The following is an 18,283-nucleotide window of genomic DNA, read 5'->3' as shown; positions in this document are numbered from 1 at the left end:
CGCCGGACGGACCGCGCGGACCAGCCGATCGTCGGGCGGCGGAAGGCGGCTACCCGACTGTGAAATCCCTGGTCAGGCGGGATTCTTTGGCCATGACTCCCGCATCCGCCCCACCACCTCCGAAGCGGGCCCGGCATCGGCGACGCGCGGCCATCGCCGTGGCCGCCGCGCTCGCCACCACCGCCGGCGCGCTCTCCGCGTCCCCGGCCCTCGCCGTCAACGCCACCCACGCCACAGTGGTAAGCGCGAAACCCGTGGCCTGGACCCCGCACGCCCTCGACGGCACGGTCTACCGGATCCTCCAGGTCGGCAACCGGGTCTACGTCGCCGGCTCGTTCACCAAGGTGCGCAACGCGAACACCACCGCGCAGCTCGCGATGCCCCGGCTGGTGGCGTTCGACGCCACCACGGGCCGGATCGACACCACGTTCAAGCCGGCGGTCAACGGCACGGTGAAGGCGCTCGCCGCCGCCGCGGACGGCCGCTCGATCTATCTCGGCGGCGCGTTCACCACGGTCAACGGCGTCGCCGCGCCCCGGGTGGCCCGGATCGACGCGGCCACCGGCGCCCGCGTCGCCGGGTTCGCCCCCGCCGCGCTCAACAACCAGGTGAACGACATGCGCCTGGTCGGCACGCGGTTACTCGTGGGAGGGGCGTTCCAGACCGTCGGCGGGGTGACCCGCCGTGCCCTGGCCGCCCTGAACGCGACCACCGGAGCCGCCGACGCGTCGGTGAACCTGCGCCTGGAAGGCGCCCGGGTCACCGCCACCGGGGTCACCGCGCCGGTCAAGATCGAGGCGCTGGACGTCTCGGCCGACGGCACGCGGCTGGTCTTCGTGGGCAACTTCAGCTCGGTCGCCGGGCAGGCCCGGCACCAGCTCGCGGTGGCGAACCTGAGCGCCACGGGCGCCACGCTGTCCGGCTGGTCGACGACCCGTTACCAGCCGCAGTGCGCCCGGACCATGCCCACCTACATGCGCGGGGTGGACATCTCCGCGGACGGCGCCTGGTTCGTGGTCGTCACCACAGGCGCGGCGTTCCCGGGGACGCTGTGCGACTCCGCGTCCCGCTTCGAGTTCGGCACGGAGACCGCCGGCAAGCAGCCGACCTGGGCGAACTACACCGGCGGGGACACCCTGCTGTCGGTGGCGATCACCGGGGCGGCGGTCTACGTGGGTGGCCACCAGCGCTGGCTGGACAACCCGCTGGGCCGGGACTCGGCAGGCGCCGGGGCGGTGTCCCGACCCGGCATCGGGGCGATCCACCCGACCACCGGCAAGGCGCTGGCCTGGAACCCGACCAAGGACCGTGGGGTCGGCACCGGCGAGCTGTACGCCACCGACCGTGGCCTGTGGGTCGGCAGCGACACCGTGACGGTGGCCGGCGAGTATCACGCCCGGCTGGCGTTCCTGCCGCTGCCCTGACCGGAGCGGGGCACGGCGGCGACCCGTCGTGCCCCGCGACCGGCGGCGCGGGACAAGAGCGGCCGGGGACAAGAACGGCCGGGGACAAGAACGGCCGGGGACAAGAACGGCCGGGGACAAGGACGGCCGGGACAAGAACGGCCCGGGGCTCAGCGACGCCGGGTGAGGATCAGGTCGGCGACCAGGGCCGTCCAGCCGGTCTGGTGCCAGGCGCCCAGCCCGGCGCCGTTGTCACCGTGGAAATACTCCGGGAAGCAGATCAGGTCCCGCCAGTCCGGGTGGGTCTGGAACAGTTGCGCCGCGCCGTAGATCGGTCGCCGTCCCCACCCGTCCCGGGTGAACAGCGAGATCAGCCGGGCGGAGAGGTCGTCGGCGATCTCGTCCAGGGTGCGCTTGACCCCGGAGCGGGTCGGATACTCGACCTGGAGGTCGTCGCCGAAGAACGCGGCGTGGTCGCGCAGCGCGTTGATCAGCAGGAAGTTCGTCGGCATCCAGATCGGACCGCGCCAGTTGGAGTTGCCGCCGAACAGGCCGCTCGTCGACTCGGCCGGTTCGTAGCCGACGCTGAACTCCTGCCCGCCGAACGTGACAGTGAACGGCTTGTCCAGGTGGGCGCGGGACAGCGTCCGCAGGCCGTACTCGGAGAGGAACTCGTCGGTGTCGAGCATCCGGGCCAGCAGCCGCACCACCTGCTCCGGGCCGACCATGGACAGCAGCCGCTGCTGGCGGCCGTCGGGGCCGAGCCGCCGGGCGCCGATCACCTCGGCGTACTCGGGACGGTTGGTGAGGAACCAGCGCAGCCGGGCGCCCAACTCCGGCAGCCGGCGCAGCGTCCGCGCGGTGAGCCGGGTGACCGCGGCCAGCGGCAGCAGCCCGACCACCGAGCGGACCTTCAACGGCACCTTCGTGCCGTCGGCCAGCCGCAGCACGTCGTAGAAGAAGGCGTCCTCGGCGTCCCACAACCCCTGGGAGTACGCCGCCGCGGCGATGTACGCGAAGTGCTCGAAGAACTTCGTCGCGGTGTCCACGTACGCGTGGTCGTGCTCGGCCAGCACGATGGCCATGTCGAGCATGTTCAACGCGTACATGGCCATCCAGCCGGTGCCGTCGGACTGTTCGAGCGTCCCGGCCACCGGCAGCGCGGCCGAACGGTCGAACGGGCCGACGTTGTCCAGCCCGAGGAAACCGCCCTCGAAGACGTTGTTGCCGCCGGTGTCCTTGCGGTTGACCCACCAGGTGAAGTTGAGCAGCAGCTTGTGCATCACCCGGGCGAGGAACTCGTGGTCGCGGGCGCCGTCGATCTCGAAGACCTTCAACGCGGCCCAGGCGTGCACCGGCGGGTTCACGTCCCCGAACGCCCACTCGTACGCCGGGATCTGCCCGTTCGGGTGCAGGTACCACTCGCGGAGCAGGAGCAGCAGTTGCTCCTTGGCGAACCCCGGGTCGACCCGGGCGATGGTCACGCAGTGGAAGGCCAGGTCCCAGGCGGCGTACCAGGGATATTCCCACGGGTCCGGCATGGAGAACACGTCGAAGCTGGTCATGTGCCACCAGGCGCTGTTGCGCCCGTGCCGCCGCCCGGCCGGCGGCGGCGCCGAACCGGGATCGCCCTCCAGCCAGCGTTTGACGTCGAAGTGGTAGAACTGCTTGCCCCACATCAGCCCGGCGATCGCCTGCCGGGCGACCAGGGCCTCGTCGGCGGTGGCCGTGGCCGGGATGACGCTGTCGAAGAACCGGTTCGCCTCGGCGCGGCGGGCCCAGAGCACGGTGTCGAATCCGTCACCGAGGTCGGCCGGCGCGGGCGGGCCGGCGGCCGGCGGCGGCGCGGTGCGGGTCAGCCGCAGCCGGATCCGCCGCTGCCCGCCGGCCGGCACGTCGAGCACATAGTGCAGCGCGCCCTTGGTGCCGGTGCGGTCCGGGTTGACGGTGGCGGCGCCGGCCACCACGTGGTCGTTGATCCCGTCCTTCGGGTACGCGGACCGGCCGGGCAGCCCCCACAGCCGCTCGGCGTTCGTCTCGTTGTCGCACAGCAGCGGCGTCGGGTCGCCGTCGCCCTCCAGCAGCAGTTGACCGAGCACCCAGTGGTCACCGACCAGCCGGGAGCCCGCGCCGTGGATGGTGGGGACCCGGTCGGCGCCGGGCAGCCCCCACGCCCACGTGTTGCGGAACCACAGCGTGGGCAGCACGTGCAGGGTGGCGTCCCGGTCACCCCGGTTGGCCACGGTGACGAGCACGCACATGTCGGTCGGGGACGCCTTGGCGTAGTCGACTGTCACCGCCCAGTAGCGGTCGTCGTCGAAGATGCCGGTGTCCACCAGCTCGTACTCGGTGTCGTCCCGGCCACGCAGCGCGTTGACCGCGACCAGTTCGTCGTACGGGAAGGCGGCCTGCGGGTAGTGGTAACGCCAGCGCATCCAGGAGTGCGTCGGCGTGCTGTCGAGATACCACCAGTATTCCTTGACGTCCTCGCCGTGGTTGCCGCCGTCGCCGCCGAGGCCGAACATGCGCTCCTTGAGGATCGGGTCCCGCCCGTTCCACAGTGCCAGCGCGAAGCAGAACGTCTGCCGGTCGTCGCAGACGCCCGCCATGCCGTCGTCGTTCCACCGGTAGGCTCGGGACCGCGCGTGATCGTGGGGGAAGTAGTCCCACGCCGTGCCGTGTTCGCTGTAGTCCTCCCGTACCGTCCCCCATGCCCGCTCGGACAGATAGGGGCCCCATGCGCGCCAGTCCTGCTCCCCGGCATCGGCCTGGGCGAGCCGGTGCCGTTCGGGGTCGGAGGCCACGGAGGTCGGGCGGTCGGTGATCACCGGAACATCTTCGACGCCGCCGCGGTACTTCTCCACAGCGACCATTGTCGTCGTGGCATGTCACACCTCGCTGCCGGTGGAGGAAAGTTGATCGACATCCGTTTCGGTCCGCTGTTCTGCGCGGACCTGTCCACCGCCGCCGAGCGGGAATGGCTGGTCACGGACGGGCGCGGTGGTTACGCCATGGGCACCGTGGCCGGGCTGCGCACCCGCCGCTACCACGGGTTGCTCGTGGTGTCCGGCGAGACACCGGCGTCCCGCAAGGTGGGACTCGCGAGTCTCGACCCGGCGGTGACCCTGCCGTCGGGCGCGCGGGTCCGGCTCGGCGCGCACGAGTGGTCCTCGGGTGTCGTCGACCCGCGCGGCTTCGAGCTGCTGGAGCGCTTCGACCTGACCGACGGGGTGCCGCGCTGGCGGTGGCGGATCGGCGACGTGGTGATCGAACGGGAGATCGCCATGGCGTACGGCCGTTCGTGCGTCGCCGTGGTCCACCGGCTGGTCTCCGGCGGCCCGGTCCGGCTGGACCTGGCCGCGGCCTGCACCTGGCGGGACGCGCACGGCGAGCGGCGGGCCGACGGACCCGCGCCCCGGCTGGAGCCGGTGGCCGGCGGCGCGGTCGTCGACGGCGCGTACCGGCTCGCCGGGCCGGGCTGGACCCCGGAGGGCCAGTGGTGGCTCGGGGTCCGCCACCGCGCGGAGGCGGACCGCGGCCTGAACCCGGACGAGGATCTCTGGTACGCGGGCCGGTTCTCCGGCGCGCTCGACGAGCCGGGCGCGACGGTGGCGGTGCTGGCCTGGGCGGACGACCTGGGTGCGGAGCCACCGCCGGCGACGGCGGTGGTCGAGGCCGCCCGTCGGCGCAACCGGGCGGTGGTGGCCGCGGCCGAGCCGGACGACGCGGTCTCCTCGACGCTCGCGCTTGCCGCCGACGCGTTCGTGGTCCGCACCCCCACCGGCCCGGACGTGGTGGCCGGCTACCCCTGGTTCGGCGCCTGGTCGCGGGACACCATGATCTCCTACGAGGGGCTGTTCCTCTGCGCCAACCGGGCCGACGAGGGCCGGGAGCTGCTGCGGGCGTACGCGGGCACGCTGTCCGAGGGCATGCTTGCGAACACCGCCGACACCGGCCGGGTCGAGCACAACACGGTCGATGCCACGCTGTGGTTCCTGCACGCGGTGTCCCGACACGTCACGGTCACCGGCGACACCGACCTCGGCGACGAGCTGCTGCCGGCGCTGCACGGCGTGGTCGAGGCGCACGTGGCCGGCACCCGGTACGGCATCGGCGTCGACCCGGCCGACGGGCTGCTCACCCAGGGCGGCCCGCCGGACGTGGCACTGACCTGGATGGACGCCCGGGTGTACGGGGTGCCGGTGACCCCGCGTACCGGCAAGCCGGTCGAGGTGAACGCGTTGTGGATCAACGGGTTGGCCGGGCTTGCCGAGCTGACCGAGCTGGCCGGCCGGGACGCCACCGCGCTGTGGGGCCTGCACGGCCGGGCCACCACCGCGTTCCGCGACCGGTTCCCGTCACCGGCCGGCTGGCTGCACGACGTGGTGGACGCCCCGGCGCCCACGTACCCGCTCGGCGGCGCCCCGCACCACGACGACGACCTGCTGCGCCCCAACCAACTGCTCGCCTGGTCCCTGCCGTACGCCCCGCTGGAGCCGGACGAGGTCACGCTGCGCCGGCTCACCGAGGCGTTGTTCACCCCGCTGGGCCCGCGCAGCCTCGCCCCGGGCTCCGCCGGCTTCACCGGCCGGCACCGGGGCGGCCCGGCCGAGCGGGACTCCGCCTACCACCAGGGCACGGTGTGGCCCTGGCTGACCGGGCCGCTGCTCGACGCGTACCGCCGGGCCGGCCTGCCCACCGACGACCTGCTTGTGGGGTTGGTGGGCCACCTCGTCGAGGACGGCCTCGGCTCGGTGAGCGAGACCGCCGACGGGGCCGCCCCGCACGCCGCCACCGGCTGCCCGTTCCAGGCCTGGTCGGTGGCCGAGCTGCTGCGGGCGCGGCGAGCCCGCCGGTAACGCGTTACAGACCGGCAACCGGCGTGTCGCCGCCGGTTATCGACACCTGGGCAGGATGGGTGGCGAACCCCGGTGGTGACATCGGGCGGGACGACCACAACTCAAAGGGGGCCGCGTGCCAGCTGACGCCGAAGTGATCGACATCCAGCCCGCCCGGCGCCTGCGGGTGCTGCTGCTCTCCTGGGAATACCCGCCCGTGCTCGTCGGTGGCCTCGGCCGCCACGTGCACGCGCTCTCCGTCGCCCTGGCCGCCGCCGGGCACGAGGTCACCGTCGTCACCAGGCACGCCGAGGGCGCGCCCCTGGAGGAGTACGCCGACGGCGTGCGCGTGCTGCGCGCCGCCGAGGATCCGGTGCGCTTCCCCCTCGCCACCGACTCCCTGCTCGCCTGGACCATGGCGTTCAACCACACCCTCACCCGCGCCGCCCTACGCGCCGCCCAGTCCGGCGCGTACGACGTGATCCACGCCCACGACTGGCTCGTCGCGCACACCGCGGTCACCCTGGCCGAGCACCTGGACGTGCCGCTCGTCACCACCATCCACGCCACCGAGGCCGGGCGGCACCAGGGCTGGCTGCCGGCGGAGATGAACCGCACCATCCACGGCGTCGAGCACTGGCTGAGCAACGCCTCGTCCCGGGTGATCGCCTGCTCCGGCTACATGCGGGACCAGGTGGCCCGGCTGTTCGACGTGCCGGCCGGGCGCGTCGACGTGGTCGCGAACGGCGTGGACGACCGGGCCTGGCGGGCCCGTCCGCACGCGGTCGCCTCCGCCCGCGCCCGCTTCGCCGGGGACGGGCCGCTTATCGGGTACGCCGGCCGGCTGGTCTACGAGAAGGGCGTGCAGCACCTGGTGCACGCCGTGCCGCGCCTGGCCGACCGGCACCCGGGCCTGCGCGTGGTGATCGCCGGCGACGGCCCGTACAAGGACGAGTTGGTGGACCAGGCGCACCGGCTGCGCCTGCACGACACCGTCCGGTTCGCCGGCTTCATGGACGCCACCCAGCTCCCCGCGGTGCTGGCCGCCACCGACGCCACCGTGATCCCCAGCCTCTACGAGCCGTTCGGCATGATCGCCCTGGAGGCCGCCGCCGCCGGAGCGCCGCTCGCGGTGGCCCGCACCGGTGGGCTGGCCGAGATCGTCGAGACCGGGGTGACCGGGGTGACCTTCCCGCACGGCGACCCGGACGCGCTCGCCGGCGCCGTCGACCGGCTGCTCGACGACGAGGTCTTCGCCCGCCGGGTGGCGCGGAAGGCGCGCGCCATGGTGACCCGGCGGTACGCCTGGTCCGCGATCGCGGCCCGCACCGCCGTCAGCTACGCCGCCGCCCGCCGGGAGCACCACTCGTTCCAGGCCCGGCGGGCCGCCGCCATGCTGGCCGGAGGTCGGCCGGCCGTCACCATTCCGGAGGGAAATCTGCTGGCCGGCGCGGCAAGCTGAGGTCTGCCGCCCCGAGAGGATAGGTACCGTCCGATCCGTTGGCTATTGTGGACCACGACCAGCGGTGAGGAGTGCGGTGCGTAAGGTTGTGATCGCCGGACGGTACCGCCTGATCGAGCTGGTCGGCCGCGGTGGGATGGGCCAGGTATGGCTCGCCCGGGACGAGGAGCTCGAACGCGAGGTCGCGGTCAAGCAGGTGCTGCCGCCCAACTGGCTCGCCGAGAACGAGCGGGACGAGCTGCGCGCCCGCACGCTGCGCGAGGCGCGGACGGCCGCGCGGCTCAACCACCCCAACGTGGTACGGGTCTACGACGTGGTCCGGGTCCAGGGCGACCCGTGGCTGATCATGGAGTACGTCCCGTCCCGTTCGCTCCAGGAGATCATCGAGGCCGACGGTCCGCTGCCGCCCCGGCGGGCCGCCGAGATCGGGCGGGCGGTGCACGCCGCGCTGCGCGCCGCCCACGTGGCCGGTGTGCTGCACCGGGACGTGAAACCCGCGAACGTGCTGCTGGCCCGGGACGGACGGGTGCTGCTCACCGACTTCGGGCTGGCCGTGTTCGAGGGCGGCGACGGCGCGATGACCCGTCCCGGGCTGGTCCTCGGCTCCCCGCAGTACGTCGCGCCGGAGCGCGCCGCCGAGGGGGTGTCAAGCGTCGAGGCGGACCTGTGGTCGCTCGGCGCCACGCTGCACGCCGCCGTGGAGGGGCGCTCGCCGTACGCCCGCAGCACCGCCATGGCCACGCTCGCCGCGCTGGCCAGCCAGCCACCGGACCCGGCGCCGCACGCCGGCCCGCTGATGCCGGTGCTGGTCGGGCTGCTGCGCCGCGACCCGCGCAACCGGCTCGGCCACGACGACATCGCCCGGCTGCTCGCCTCCGCCGCCGCGCCGGCCGCCGACGTACCGGCCGCCGACGCGCCGGACCGGCCGGCGTCCGACACCGCCGGGCCGGGCCGGGCCGGCCGGAACGCTCCGCCCAGGCACGCGGCCGGATCCAGCGTCGCACCGGTGAGCGGCGACCACCCTCCGGTCCCCCGGCCCACGCCCACCGTCCCGCCGCTGAGCGGCTCCCACATCGCCGTCCCACCGGTCCCCCGGTCGGCACCCGGCGTCGTGCCGCCGGGCGGCTCCGGCATCGCCGTCCCACCGGTCCCCCGCCCCGGATCCGCCGTCCCGCCCGGAACCCGGGCCGGGCCCGGCGACCCGCCCGGAACCGGATCGGGCGTCCCGCCCAGGACGGCGACCGGACGCGCCGTGGTGTCGGGCGGCGGTTCCGGCGGGATGCTCGCACACCCGACCCCGGACGCACCGGCCCGGCCCGGCTCGGCCGACCGACCGGGCTCGGCCGACCGGCCCGGGTCAGCCGACCGGCGCGGCTGGGACGACTGGGACGGCACGCGCGGCTGGGACGGCGGCGACCGCACGCAAGGCTGGGACGGCGGCGACGACACGGATGGCGGGGCCGGCCCGGGCGCGGCGGACCGGCCGACCGTCGGCTACCCGGACATGATGCCGCCGGCCGCCGCCGCCCGGGCGTGGAGTCGGGCGGCGCGGCGCAGCGAGTGGGCGCGGCCGGCCGAGGACGATCCGACCCCGCCGGCCAAGCCGGCGGACGAGCGCCACCCCGACGAGCCGGACCAGCCGGAGCACGACCCGGTCCGAGGGACCCCCGACCGTCCGGTCGGCGTGTTCGGCCCGACGGTCCTGACCAGCTTCGTCGACCCGGGTAGCCCCACCGGTCCCGAGGGCCCGGCCCACCGGGCCGACGCCGTCAGCCCGGTGCACCTTCCCGGGTCCGGCGGCGCCGCCCCCGCCGCGAGCCCACCGCCCGTCACCGCCAGCAGTCCGGTCGACACCGGTTCGCTGCGCGGCGCGACGGGCAGCGGCGCGCTCCACGACCTGCGCGCCCCGCACGGCGACGCCCGCGAGAAGGCCGCCGACGGCGGCGCCACCGGCGACCCACCTGCCGACGCCACCGACGACGAGCGGAGGCGGGCGGCGCTGCGGCGCTGGGGCCTCGCCGCGACGGTCGCGCTGCTGGCCCTGGCGGCCGGCGTCGGCACCGCCCTCGCCGTCGACAGCGACCCGCCATCGGACGGTGACGGTGACGGGCACGGCACGGCCATCGGCCAGCCCTGGGATCATCCGCCCGGCCCGCCCGGCGGCGTGCCACCGCCGCCGTTCCCCTGCATCCGGCCGGACGTGGCCGGCACGCCGGTGCAGAAGGGCCCGCCACCGGCCGACCCGGCGGTGACCGTGCCCGCCGACTGGGTTTGGCCCGCCGACACCGGCGGGTTCCACATCGCCCTGCCCGCCGGCTGGCTCCAGCTCCGCTCCGGCGACACCACCTGCTTCCAGGACCCGGCCACCCGGCGCATCCTGGGCGTCGAGCCGTACCCCGGCGGGGACCCGGTCGGCCGGCTGAAGTCCGCCGAGCGGGACCTCCGCTACGCCGGCCGGCTGCCCGCGTACGACAAGGTACGGCTCGCCGCCGCCGGTGACGGCGCCGAATGGGAATGCCGCTGGACGGCACCGAACGGCGAACGGATGCACGCCCTGCGGGTGCTCCCAGGGGAGAAGGCCGGGTGGACGCTGGGCTGGACCACCTCGGACGCCGACTGGGCCGCCGCCGACGGGCAGTTCGCTCTGATCCGGGACAGCGTCCGTCCGATCCGGCCCACCCGCACGGCGGGCTGACGGCGCCACCGTCCCATCGCCGACAGACCGCACCGCCGTGCCCGCCTGGGCCGACATACTTCCTCATGCCCCACCGTCGCACCGACTGACTACAGTGGCGTAGTTTCGTCGATCAAGATCTTTGGGGAGGGCGAGCCGAGATGATGGGACCGTCCCATGCGTTGTCCGGTGCGGCCGTGTGGCTGACCGGCTCCTGGGCGCTGGACCAGTTCGCCGACTATCACCAGACGCCGCTGGCGCTGGCCGTCGGCACCGCGGTCTGCGCGGGCGGGGCGCTCTTCCCCGACCTCGACCTCTCCGGAAAGGTCACCCGGAACCAGGGTGGCGCCACCGTGGCCCGGACCTTCGGCGTGTTCAGCCTCTTCGCCGCCGAGGTGATGGAGAAGATCTCGCTCGGCGTCTACTACGCGACCAAGCTGAGCAAGGATCCACGCCGCAACAACGGGCACCGCACGCTCACCCACACCGTCCCGTTCACCGTGCTCGTCGGGTGGGGCACCACCGCGCTCTGCGGCCACTACGGCAAGTGGGCGGTGGTGAGCATCCTGTTCTTCATGATCGGGCTGGCGCTGCGCGGCCTGTTCGACGAGTGGGCCGAACGGGCCGGCTGGGTCGTGGTCACGCTGGTGTCCGCCGCCGCGGCCTGGTTCACCTTCGCCAACCTGCCCGGCGACCGGGGCTATCCGATGCTCGGGCTCGCCGTCGGCGTGGGCTGCTTCGTACACATCCTCGGTGACATGATCACCCGAGCCGGCGTCCCCATCCTCTGGCCGATTCCGATCAAACGGCGGATGTGGACGATGATCGGGCTGCCCGACAGCATCGCGCTGCGCACCGGCAGCAAGGCGGAGACGGTCGTGCTGCGGACCGTGCTGACCGTGCTGACCGCGCTGGCCACGCTGGGTCTGGTCGCGCCCTCGGTGCTGCAACGCTTCGACATCCAGGTGTGACTGCGGCCGGGGCGCGGTCGGCGTGCTTCCGGAGCTGACCCGGAAGGTGTTCAGCAGGCGCCGACAAACGTGATGGTGTGGAAGGCTCACGCCGCTGTCGGCCTGAGCCGTCCACACCGCGCTTCCTGGGACGACGTCAATCTTGGTACGGGAGCGCCCCTGTGGGGGCTGTTCCGTACCAAGATTCAGGCGGCGTCCGCCGGCGCACGGGACCGTCAGCGGGGCGTCAGGACGCAGAACTCGGTGCCGTCGGGGTCGGCAAGCACCACGTCGTCGGCGGTGTGCCGGCCCGCGCCGACCCGGGTCGCCCCGAGCGCGAGCAGCCGGTCGATCTCCGCCTCCCGGTCCGCGCCGACCGGTGGCGCGAGGTCCAGGTGTACGCGGTCCCGGCCGTGCCTCGGCATCAGCGGCGGGCCGCTCCAGGTGACCTTCGCCCCGCCGCGCGGGGACTGGATCGCCGTCTCCTCGTCCTGGTCCCAGACCAGCGGCCAGCCCAGCGCCTCGCTCCAGAAATAGCCGGCGGCCTGCGTACCGTCGCAGTTGACCGCGCCGACGAACCCGCAGCCGGCGAGGAACCTGTTGCCCGCCTCGACGACGCAGAACTCGTTGCCCTCCGGGTCGGCGAGCACCACGTGCCCCTCGTCGGGGCCCTGGCCGACGTCGGCGTGCCGCCCGCCCCGCTCGATCACCCGGGCCACCGTCTCCCGCTGGCCCTGCGGCGTGGCGCTGGTCAGGTCGAAGTGGATCCGGTTCTGCCCGACCTTGGGCGCCTCGGTCGGAAGGAACCGGATGCGGAAGCCGGAGTCACCGTCGGGTCGGAGTGCGATCCCCTCGTGCGGGTCGTCGACCACCTCCCGGCCCAGCACCGCCGCCCAGAAGCGCGCGAGCCGCAGCGGCTCCCGCGCGTCGACGCTGATCGCGAAGAGGTCGATCGTCATCGCGGCGTTCGTCTCCCATCCGCTGCCCGGCCCGAGGACGGCCCGGCCCCGAAGGCGGCCCGGCCGGCCACGCGAGCAGCGACCCGGCCGGCTGGGTGCAGACCCTAGGACCCAGCGGCCGGCGGCGCAGCCGATTAACCGGGCGGATCACTTCGCCGGCAGTGCGCCCGCGAAACGCACCCCGCGCTCGACCCAGCGGGCCAGGTCGGCGTCCTGCTCGCAGGCCGCGGAATCCACCGTGATCCAGCCACGCATCGGCCGCCCGCGCATCACCGTCGGCTCGGCGCCGGGCTCGGCAAGCGCCCGCTCGGACTCCGCCGGGTCGACGCGAACCATCAGGCCCCCCGCGCCGCGGATCACCACGGCCATGTTGCCGCGCAGCATCATCGCCAGGCCGCCGAACATGCGTCGCTCGGCGATGCCGGGCTCGCGCCCGACCAGCTCACGCACCCGGTTCGCCAGCTCCTCGTCATACGCCACGACGGCATCCTGACATCCGGGTACGACAGCCACCGTGACGGCCCGGCCTCACGCCGACGCGGTGTGTCGAAACCACCTACGGCTTCCGGACGAGCTTCATGCGGAGCCGCCACTCAAGCAGATCGGGGGCCAGCCGAGGAGGACGCGCCCTAACTCCCCGACTCGACCCTGAACCCGGCCACGAAGGTGGCCCAGGATCGGCTGTCGAAGGCGAGCGTCGGGCCGGTGCGGTCCTTCGTGTCGCGGACGTCCACCGCGCCACCGGCGAACCGCACCTCGACGCAGTTGGCGTTGTTGGAGCTGCGGGAGGACTTGAACCAGCCCTGCCCGGGGAGGCGGTGCGACGAGGTCACGTCATCTCCTTGGCGATCCGGCGGATCAGGTCGAGCGAGTCGTCCGAGCCTAACGCGCGTTCCCGCGCCTCGGCGAACGTCACCTGATAGTCGGTGACCCGGATGGACTGGTCGATGATGTCGATCGACGTCAGCACCTCCTGCCACACCAGGTCGGGCAGTCGCGGCGACGGGAACGACAGGATCTGGAACGACCCACCAAGCGCCGGATGCGCCCCGGCGGCGAACGGCAGCACGCGGATCTCGACCTGCTCCGGCCGCCCGGTCGCCAGCCGGACGAGGTGATCGAGTTGGGCCCGCATCACCGCCGGCCCACCGACCTGCTGGCGCAGCGCGCTCTCGGCGAGCAACGCCGTCAGCCGGATCGGCTCGGCGTCGTCGAGTCGCGCCTGGCGGGCCATCCGGGCGGCGACCCGCCGCTCGACCTCGGTGAGCCGGATCGTCGTCGTGCCGCCGGCGATGACCGCCCGCGCATAGTCCTCGGTCTGCATCAGACCGGGCACCAGCTCGCTGTCGTAGAAGCGGATGTGTCCGGCGCCTGCCTCGTAGCCGAGGAACCGGATGAACTCGGCCGGGAAGAGCTGGGCGTACTCGTGCCACCAGCCGCGCCGACTGGCGCCGACGCGCAGTTGTTCAAGCTCGGCCGCCTCGTCGGGCTCCAGCTCGTAGACCTTGACGATCTGTGCCAGCCGGGCGGCGGGAAGCTTGACCTTGCCGGTCTCCACCCCGGTGACGTACGCCTGGATGATGCCGATCGCGCGGCCGGCCGCCGTCGCGGTGAAGCCGATCTCCTCGCGGCGCTGGCGCAGCCGCATTCCAAGTTCCCACGCCTGCACGACAGGTGAGCCCTCCACCGGTGCTGGAGATCGAGATGGTACAGACATGGACACTCCTCCGACTCGTCGCGACAACCACGAGTATCCATGTCGGCACCCTTGATATCAAGTACGACCTGATGCATCCTCTCAGGAGCGAGCCACTTCAGTAATGAGCTTGGAGGCACCATGCGCAGACAGGTCACGTGGATCGACTCGGAGCCGCCGGTGCGGCACGCGTTCTCACTCTGCCGGGTGGTCGACGCCGGCACGGTCGACGAGTGGTACGACCTGCTCGGCGTCGTCCGGGTGCCGGTCGACCGACGTGCGCCGGACAAGCTGCGCGACCAGTTGCGGCCGTGGGCGCTGGCCACGCTGAAGGCCGGCGGGTACGGCTTCGGCCGCTACCTCGCGGACTACTCCACCCTGGACGAGGAGGACGAGCCCGACAAGGCGATCTCACACGAGGACATCAACTGGTCCGGCAGCGGCGTCCTGGTCCCGGCCGAGCAGTCGCCACTGTCGTTGTTCTGACGCCGGCCGGTACGGAAGTTGCGCCCCCGGCGAGGCCGAAGAAGACTGCTCGTGCCGCGCTGCCACGGTGGGCAGTCGGATGTTACGTGTCGGTCGGGCGAAGTGGAGGGGGCTGCGGGTGCAGGCAGGGCAGGGGCGGGTGGCGCGGGTCGAGTCCGGCGGGACCGAGTTCTTCGTCAAACTCGCCGACGGCGGTGGCCCGCAGACCGTCGCTCTGGACCGGGCGTTGTCGTTCGACGGCGTACGGGACACCGTGGAAGCCGTCGCCAGCGAGTTGGGGCAGGTGTGGGAGCAGGTCAAGCCGTCGGAGGCGACCGTCGCGTTCGGACTGGCGTTGACCGCGAAGGCCGGCAAGCTGACCGGCCTGCTCGTCGAGGCCGACGGTCAGGCGAGCCTGACGGTCACCCTCACCTGGAAGCGGCCCGAGTCGACCTGAGACCCGGGGCAGGCGGATGCGCACACGAGTCGACTCGCGGCAACTACGCCGCCACGTCGTACGCGTCGAGCAGGCGGACGATCGGGCGGTGCTGGGCACGGGTTTCTTCGTCGCGCCCGGTTGGGTCCTCACCGCGGCGCACGTCGTCCACGACGCCGCCGAGGGTGTGGCGCTCGGCAGGGTGATGGTGGTGCCCGCCGACGCGGGGGTCGGCGTCGACGCGGTGGTCGCGGATGTGCTGGCCCGATCGGTGCCTCCGGTCGACACGGCGTTGTGGCCGTACCCGGATCTGGCACTGCTGCGTCTGCGGCACACGGCCGGATGGGTCGACACCCATCCGTGTGTGTGGCTGGCCGGGGCCCAGCCGCAGGCCGGGCAGTGTCACGCGTACGGATTCCCACCCCGCGAGGAGGGTGCGGTCCCGGTGGGGGCACCGGCGTCGTTCGTGTTCGAGGGCGTCACCGGTGACGAGTTCTTCCAGTTGAAGGCGGGGCAGGCCGCGCCGGGGCTGTCGGGAGCGCCGTTGGTGTGTCCGGCGCGCAGGGCGGTGGTGGGTGTCGTCACCGCCACCCGTGACCGCGGCAGCGACCTCGGCGGCTGGGCCGCGCCGGTCGCCGCCCTGTTGTCAGGCGGGCCGGGTGTGCCCGAGGACCTGACCGCGTACGGCGAGCAGGTCGCCGCGGCGGGTGCCGCGGCGGTGTTGGCCGACCGAACCGGCTGGCACGCCGTTCTGCCTGTCGACGGTGCCGACGATCTGGTCGAACAGCCCTGGACCGATGCGCGCGTGCAGCCCGGCACGGGCCAGCCCTCGACGATGCTGCGCCCCGAGTTCGCCGTGGTGGACTACCTGTTCCGGGACGGCATCCTGGCGACCGTCAGCGACTGGTGCGACCGGCCGGAACGATTGTCGATGCGCTATGTCGAAGCCGGTGGCGGCGCCGGCAAGACCCGCTTCGCGGTCGAGGCGTGCCGGGCACAGCGGGCACGCGGATGGGTGGCGGGGCTGCTGCCTGCCGACGACAGTGGCGTCGACAGGCTGCCCGTACCCCGGCTGCTTGTGGTGGATTACGTCGAGGAACGCGACGCCGTGGTGTTGGCCGCCCGGCTCGCCGCGCTGACCCGTTCGGCGTCGCCGCTGGCGCCGGTACGCGTGTTGCTGCTCGGCCGTCCCTCCGCCACCGCGCTGGCCGGGCAGGCATTGGCGCCGTTGGCCGAGGCCGCTACCGGTGCCACGCTCAGCGCGTTGGACAGCGCGGTGGACACCGCTACCGCCGTGGCCGACCTGACCGGCCCGCAGCGGGACACACTGTTCAACGCCGCGCTGGCCGCGTTCGGCCGTACCTGGAATGGTCCGGATTGGGCTGCCCCACCTGCGGAGGTGGACCTGTCCGACCCCCGCTACCGCCGGCCGCTGGATGTGCTGCTGGAGGCGTTCGACGCGGCGCTGTCCGGGCCGGACTGGCGATCCGGGGAGCGGCCTCCGGTGGATCGGGCCCTCGACCACGAGGCGCGGCGCTGGTATCGCCGCATGCCGGACATCGACCAGGCGACGGTGCGTCTGTGCGTGGCCCTGTCCACCCTCGCGGGAGCCCGGGACGACGCCGAAACCGCAGCGTTGCTGGATTTGGTGGCCGACGCCACCGCTGCGCCCGTACGCGCTCGGGTCGATCGATGGCTGCGCGACCTGTACGACGGGCCGGACCGATGGAATCCGCTGCGCCCCGACCGTCTTGGTGAAGCCCTCGTGGCCAGAGTCCTGGACGAGCACGACGACCACGGTTTGGCACTGCTGAACCGCGTGTTGGCCATGCGCTCCGACGCGCAGGTCGAACGGGTCCTCGACGTGCTGATCCGGCTGGCCGGCACCCCGGCCGTCACCGATGTCGCCGCGGTCGCTCTCGCCGGCAGCTATGCCGGCCTGGCGCGACGCTGCGCTGGCCGGTCGCCCGCCGTTGACCAGCCGTCGCAGGGGGTGCGGGTCAGCCTCCTCGACAGCCTGTGCCGCGCCCACACCGCGCTGCTGACCGCCGACCGCGTCGCCGGCCTGCCGCTCGCTGTCCAGGCTGAGCTGAGCGCCGCCGGCGACACGCTCGGCGCACTCGCCCGCGATCACGGCCGCTCGGCCGACGCCCGCAGCATCTTCACCACCTGCCTAATTGTCGATCAACGCAGGCACGAACGGGAACCGGACAACGCCGACTGTGTCCGTAACCTGTCAATCTCCTACAACAAGTTGGGTGATCTGGCCCGCGACAGTGGGCAGGGTGAGACGGCCCGACAGCTCTACCAACAGGCCCTGACCATCCGCGAACGGCTGGTCACCGCCCAACCGAACAACATCAACTACGCCCGTGACCTCTCGATCTCCTACGAACGGTTGGGTGAGCTGGCCCGCGACAGTGGGCAGGGTGAGACGGCCCGACAGCTCTACCAACAGGCCCTGACCATCCGCGAACGGCTGGTCACCGCCCAACCGAACAACATCAACTACGCCCGTGACCTCTCGATCGCCTATGAACTGTTGGGTGAGCTGGCCCGCGACAGCGGACAGAGTGAGACGGCCCGACAGCTCCACCAACAGGCCCTGAGCATCCGCGAACGGCTGGTCACCGCCCAACCGAACAACACCAACTACGCCCGTGACCTCTCGGTCTCCTACAACAGGTTGGGGGACCTGGCCAGTGCCAGCGGGCAGAGTGAGACGGCCCGACAGCTCTACCAACAGGCCCTAAGCATCCGCGAACGGTTGGCCGCCGCCGAACCGGACAACACCAACTACGCCCGTGACCTGTCGATCTCCTACGAACGGTTGGGGGACCTGGCCAGTGCCAGCGGGCAGAGTGAGACGGCCCGACAGCTCTACCAACAGTCATTGGCCATCGTTGAACTGTTGGCCGCCGCTGAACCGAACAACACCAACTACGCCCGTGACCTCTCGGTCTCCTACAACAGGTTGGGGGACCTGGCCAGTGCCAGCGGGCAGAGTGAGACGGCCCGACAGCTCTACCAACAGGCGCTGACCATCGTCGAACGGTTGGCCGCCGCCGAGCCGGACACCACAATCTACGCCCGTGACCTGTCGATCTCCTATGAACGGCTGGGCTACCTTGCGCAGCGAGCTGAAGACATCGAGACAGCCGAGACCCTACTCGGCGCTGCGGCCAGCATCCGCCGGGCGCTTCACCGCCAAGAGCCGAATCGCATTGACCTCGCCGAGGAGTTGGGCGTCACGCTCACCCAGCTGAGCGTGGTCAACGACGGCCTTCAGGTTGTCTTGATGGCGGAGATCGTAGAACTGCTCGAACCGTTCGAACGGGCCGGCACCATGACACCGCAGAGCGCCGCAGTGCTCCGTTGGGCCCGGCAGTAGCAAAACTGA

General features: G+C 72.8%; 13 protein-coding genes. 8 read left to right on the top strand and 5 right to left on the bottom strand.

Annotated features, from left to right (window positions below):
* Nucleotides 1-92 precede the first annotated feature (92 nt).
* Nucleotides 93-1,424 (top strand): hypothetical protein, encoded by a 1,332-nt coding sequence (locus SM450_RS18800; protein WP_474621047.1) that lies wholly within the window; start codon nucleotides 93-95, stop codon nucleotides 1,422-1,424.
* A gap of 149 nt (nucleotides 1,425-1,573) precedes the next feature.
* Here SM450_RS18800 and SM450_RS18795 read toward each other — a convergent pair whose 3' ends face one another.
* Nucleotides 1,574-4,276, bottom strand: a complete 2,703-nt coding sequence (locus tag SM450_RS18795; protein WP_474621046.1) for an MGH1-like glycoside hydrolase domain-containing protein — start codon at nucleotides 4,274-4,276, stop codon at nucleotides 1,574-1,576.
* Nucleotides 4,277-4,318: 42 nt separating this feature from the next.
* Between SM450_RS18795 and SM450_RS18790 the strand changes: the two genes are divergently transcribed.
* From SM450_RS18790 to SM450_RS18775, 4 genes are all read left to right on the top strand, one after another.
* Nucleotides 4,319-6,262, top strand: a complete 1,944-nt coding sequence (locus SM450_RS18790) for an amylo-alpha-1,6-glucosidase (RefSeq protein ID WP_474621045.1) — start codon at nucleotides 4,319-4,321, stop codon at nucleotides 6,260-6,262.
* Nucleotides 6,263-6,377: 115 nt separating this feature from the next.
* Nucleotides 6,378-7,703, top strand: coding sequence for a glycosyltransferase family 4 protein (locus SM450_RS18785; RefSeq protein WP_474621044.1), 1,326 nt, complete (start codon nucleotides 6,378-6,380; stop codon nucleotides 7,701-7,703).
* A 76-nt stretch (nucleotides 7,704-7,779) separates the two neighbouring features.
* Nucleotides 7,780-10,398 (top strand): serine/threonine-protein kinase, encoded by a 2,619-nt coding sequence (locus tag SM450_RS18780; protein WP_474621043.1) that lies wholly within the window; start codon nucleotides 7,780-7,782, stop codon nucleotides 10,396-10,398.
* 140 nt (nucleotides 10,399-10,538) lie between these two features.
* Nucleotides 10,539-11,348, top strand: coding sequence for a metal-dependent hydrolase (locus tag SM450_RS18775; protein ID WP_474621042.1), 810 nt, complete (start codon nucleotides 10,539-10,541; stop codon nucleotides 11,346-11,348).
* Nucleotides 11,349-11,563: 215 nt separating this feature from the next.
* Here the strand turns inward: SM450_RS18775 and SM450_RS18770 are convergent, their stop codons facing one another.
* From SM450_RS18770 to SM450_RS18755, 4 genes are all read right to left on the bottom strand, one after another.
* The gene (locus SM450_RS18770) at nucleotides 11,564-12,286 is read right to left on the bottom strand and encodes a VOC family protein (protein WP_474621041.1); all 723 of its coding nucleotides are present in this window, start codon (nucleotides 12,284-12,286) and stop codon (nucleotides 11,564-11,566) included.
* A 147-nt stretch (nucleotides 12,287-12,433) separates the two neighbouring features.
* The gene (locus SM450_RS18765) at nucleotides 12,434-12,766 is read right to left on the bottom strand and encodes a TfoX/Sxy family protein (RefSeq protein ID WP_474621040.1); all 333 of its coding nucleotides are present in this window, start codon (nucleotides 12,764-12,766) and stop codon (nucleotides 12,434-12,436) included.
* A 149-nt stretch (nucleotides 12,767-12,915) separates the two neighbouring features.
* Complete coding sequence (locus SM450_RS18760; protein ID WP_474621039.1) at nucleotides 12,916-13,119, bottom strand: DUF397 domain-containing protein; 204 nt, start codon at nucleotides 13,117-13,119, stop codon at nucleotides 12,916-12,918.
* Entirely contained in the window at nucleotides 13,116-14,003 is an 888-nt protein-coding gene (locus SM450_RS18755; protein ID WP_474621038.1) for a helix-turn-helix domain-containing protein, read from the bottom strand. The genes SM450_RS18760 and SM450_RS18755 overlap by 4 nt, the downstream gene beginning before the upstream one ends.
* 120 nt (nucleotides 14,004-14,123) lie before the next feature.
* Here SM450_RS18755 and SM450_RS18750 point away from each other — a divergent pair, with 120 nt between their 5' ends.
* The 3 genes from SM450_RS18750 (at nucleotide 14,124) to SM450_RS18740 (ending at nucleotide 18,274) form a co-directional block, all read left to right on the top strand.
* Nucleotides 14,124-14,468 carry a hypothetical protein gene (locus SM450_RS18750; RefSeq protein ID WP_474621037.1) on the top strand — a complete coding sequence of 115 codons (345 nt, stop codon included), beginning with the start codon at nucleotides 14,124-14,126 and terminating at the stop codon, nucleotides 14,466-14,468.
* 118 nt (nucleotides 14,469-14,586) lie between these two features.
* On the top strand, nucleotides 14,587-14,904 hold the full coding sequence (locus SM450_RS18745; RefSeq protein WP_474621036.1) for a CU044_2847 family protein: 318 nt from the start codon (nucleotides 14,587-14,589) through the stop codon (nucleotides 14,902-14,904).
* A 16-nt stretch (nucleotides 14,905-14,920) separates the two neighbouring features.
* Nucleotides 14,921-18,274, top strand: a complete 3,354-nt coding sequence (locus SM450_RS18740; RefSeq protein ID WP_474621035.1) for a tetratricopeptide repeat protein — start codon at nucleotides 14,921-14,923, stop codon at nucleotides 18,272-18,274.
* Nucleotides 18,275-18,283 lie beyond the last annotated feature (9 nt).

The sequence above is a fragment of the Micromonospora marincola genome, from assembly GCF_056150385.1.
This window is presented reverse-complemented; position numbering and strand designations above follow the sequence as displayed.

What these genes read in the sequence shown, in the direction of transcription:
- SM450_RS18750 (WP_474621037.1), top strand. Translation starts at nt 14,124, where the DNA reads ATGCGCAGACAGGTCACGTGGATCGACTCGGAGCCGCCGGTGCGGCAC.
- SM450_RS18770 (WP_474621041.1), bottom strand. Translation starts at nt 12,286, where the DNA reads ATGACGATCGACCTCTTCGCGATCAGCGTCGACGCGCGGGAGCCGCTG.
- SM450_RS18795 (WP_474621046.1), bottom strand. Translation starts at nt 4,276, where the DNA reads ATGGTCGCTGTGGAGAAGTACCGCGGCGGCGTCGAAGATGTTCCGGTG.
- SM450_RS18800 (WP_474621047.1), top strand. Translation starts at nt 93, where the DNA reads ATGACTCCCGCATCCGCCCCACCACCTCCGAAGCGGGCCCGGCATCGG.
- SM450_RS18740 (WP_474621035.1), top strand. Translation starts at nt 14,921, where the DNA reads ATGCGCACACGAGTCGACTCGCGGCAACTACGCCGCCACGTCGTACGC.
- SM450_RS18775 (WP_474621042.1), top strand. Translation starts at nt 10,539, where the DNA reads ATGATGGGACCGTCCCATGCGTTGTCCGGTGCGGCCGTGTGGCTGACC.
- SM450_RS18755 (WP_474621038.1), bottom strand. Translation starts at nt 14,003, where the DNA reads ATGTCTGTACCATCTCGATCTCCAGCACCGGTGGAGGGCTCACCTGTC.